Raw genomic sequence first — 2477 nt, 5'->3', positions numbered from 1 at the left:
CTGGCGCGCCACGACAAAGACCGTAACGAGCAGCGCGACGAGGAGCGGGTCCGCCGCGCCAAGCCCGAACAGCTTGAGGCAAAAGGGCAGGAGCACGCCCGCGAGCATCGCCGAGGCGATCGACGGCGGGATGCGCTCGGCGAGCCGCCCGAGCAGCGGCACGGCACCGAGCAGGATCATCGCCAGCGCCGCTGACACGAAGATACCGATCGCGACCGGCCATGACAGGCCGGGCGTGGCCGTCGCGAGGAGGGCCGCGCCCGGCGTCGACCAGGCGAGCACGACAGGCATGCGCAGCCGCCACGAAAGCGCGGCGCCGGCCAGCGCGATGCCGAGGCAGAGGGCCGTCACCGTCGACCCCGTCTGTCCGGGCGAAGCGCCGAGATGCCGCATCGCCTGAACGACCAGCGCGATCGTGCCGCCAAAGCCGATCAACGCCGCGATCAGCGCCGAAGACCAGGCGGGGGCAGGGGGAAGCCGGCGAAGCATCATGTTCAGGCGCGCGAGGCCGGGATGCGGTGCAGATTGCCGCCGATGCGCGTCAACGCGAGCGCGCCGAGGAGACCGGCGTCATCGCCCAGCGCGGGCGCCACGATAATCTCTTCCGCCTTGCCCGCGAAATAGCCGCCCGATGCGGCGGCCGCTTCGGTGCGAACGCGGTCGAGCAGCCCGGGTGCACTCATCACGCCGCCGCCGAGAATGATCCGCGCGGGTTCGAGGATCGCCTGAAAAGTCGCTGCCGCCTGCGCGAGATACCAGGCAATAATCCGGTGCCCTTCATGGCCCGACGGCAGTTCGGACAGCGAAGCGCCCCAGCGCGCCGTGATCGCGGGGCCGCTCGCTAGCCCCTCGAGGCAGTCGCCGTGGAAGGGGCAGATGCCTGCAAAACCGCCGTCGGCCGGGTGGCGCGGCATGCGAATATGGCCCATCTCGGGATGGCCGACACCGTGGATCAGTCGCCCGCCGACGACCGCGCCGCCGCCGATTCCGGTGCCGACGGTCAGGTAAAGCGACGCGTTCGTGTCTTGGCCCGCACCCCACAACCATTCGGCGAGCGCGGCGCCGTTGACGTCGGTGTCGATCGCGACGGGGCAATCGAATGCGCGGCCGAACGGCCCTGCGACGTCGGCGTCGCTCCAGTGCCGCTTTGTCGTGCGTGTGATATGCCCCCAGCCGGACGAGGTCGGATCGAGATCGAGCGGGCCGAAAGAGGCGATGCCGACTGCCGAATAATCGCTACCCTGCCGGCGCAGCCAGTCGATCGCCGCGGGGATGGTCTCTTCGGGCCGCGTCGTATCGATGCGGGTGCGCGCATGAATCCGGCGCGATGTATCGCCGACGCCGACGATGAACTTGGTGCCGCCCGCTTCGATCAGAGCAATCCTGCCGTCCATAACCCGAAAAATCCCGTCTCGTTGTGACTGGTTACCGCGCGTTCGAAGCGATCGCTGCGGCACCTTGCGGGGTTGTTTCGAGGCGCCGCATCTCGGTCGGCGCCATGCCGAAACGGCGGGCGAATGCGCGGGTGAAGCTGGCGTTGCTCAAATAGCCGCAGCGATAGCCGATGCTGGAAATCGGAAGGTCGCTCTGCGCCAGAAGCTGCCGCGCCTGTTCCAGCCGGCGCGCGCTGACCGCCTCGGGCACGGTACATTGATAGAGCTGCCGAAAACCATGCGTCAGCTTGGCTTTGCTGAGCCCGCAGCGGCGTGCGACGGTGCTGACGGTCAATTTTTCGTGCCAGCACTCGTTGACCAGTTGATGCGCCGCCGCGACGCGCACAATATCCTGTTCGCTCAGCGTCGTCGCGCCGCCGACTTCGACCATGCGATCGGCTTCGAGCGCAGCGAAAAGCTGGCACAATAATTCCATGCTGCGCGCGGTCCGGAGCATCGTCGCTGCGGGATTGTCGCCGTCGACCGCGACCAGCGCGCGGCCGAGGCCGCGAAGGTTGGCGGGCAGGTACCAGCGGCCGTCGTCCTTGGGCAGCCTGTCGAACAGGCGAAGGCACGCCGCGCGGCCGATCGCAAATACGACAAGATGATCCTGCGCGCCCTCGCCCAGTTCGTCCTCGCCAAGCATCATGACCGCGGGTTCGCCGATATCGCCGAAACCCAGGATCAGCGCATCCGCGGGGAGCGCGGCAGGATCGCACGGACCGCGCCCGACGAAACTCGTGAACTCGGGCGATATGACGACGGAGCGCTTGCTGTTCATGCGATCGCTATAGACGGCAGTTTTGCACATCGCACGCGCGAATGCCGGTCGCAATTTTCGGGTCGGGGCGCCGGCGCCGCGCGAAGTCCGCTGCCCGGCGCCCTTGCCTTGTCAGCGGGCAGGCGGAGGAGGGGGCGACCGATTGACGGTGCCGGCGTTGGCGGTTCCGCCGGCGGTCGTCCCCGATGTGGCTGCGCCCGGAGGAGCCGTGGTCGTTGTACCGGTCGTGGCGGTACCGGGCGGGGGCGTCGTCGTTCCGGCCG

3 protein-coding genes are annotated in these 2477 nt (G+C 68.6%); all 3 read right to left on the bottom strand.

The features are described from left to right. Nucleotides 1–492 (bottom strand): benzoate/H(+) symporter BenE family transporter (locus tag VGD20_RS00720; protein ID WP_331132615.1); only part of this gene is annotated, 492 nt, incomplete at its 3' end. A gap of 2 nt (nt 493–494) precedes the next feature. After that, nucleotides 495–1394, bottom strand: a complete 900-nt coding sequence (locus VGD20_RS00715) for an ROK family protein (protein ID WP_331132614.1) — start codon at nt 1392–1394, stop codon at nt 495–497. A gap of 31 nt (nt 1395–1425) precedes the next feature. Next, nucleotides 1426–2214, bottom strand: coding sequence for an AraC family transcriptional regulator (locus tag VGD20_RS00710; RefSeq protein ID WP_331132613.1), 789 nt, complete (start codon nt 2212–2214; stop codon nt 1426–1428). Nucleotides 2215–2477 lie beyond the last annotated feature (263 nt).

It is taken from the genome of Sphingopyxis sp., from assembly GCF_036402335.1.
Classification (GTDB): domain Bacteria; phylum Pseudomonadota; class Alphaproteobacteria; order Sphingomonadales; family Sphingomonadaceae; genus Sphingopyxis.
Note: the sequence above shows the minus strand (reverse complement) of the source record. Positions and strands in the feature narration are given on the sequence as shown.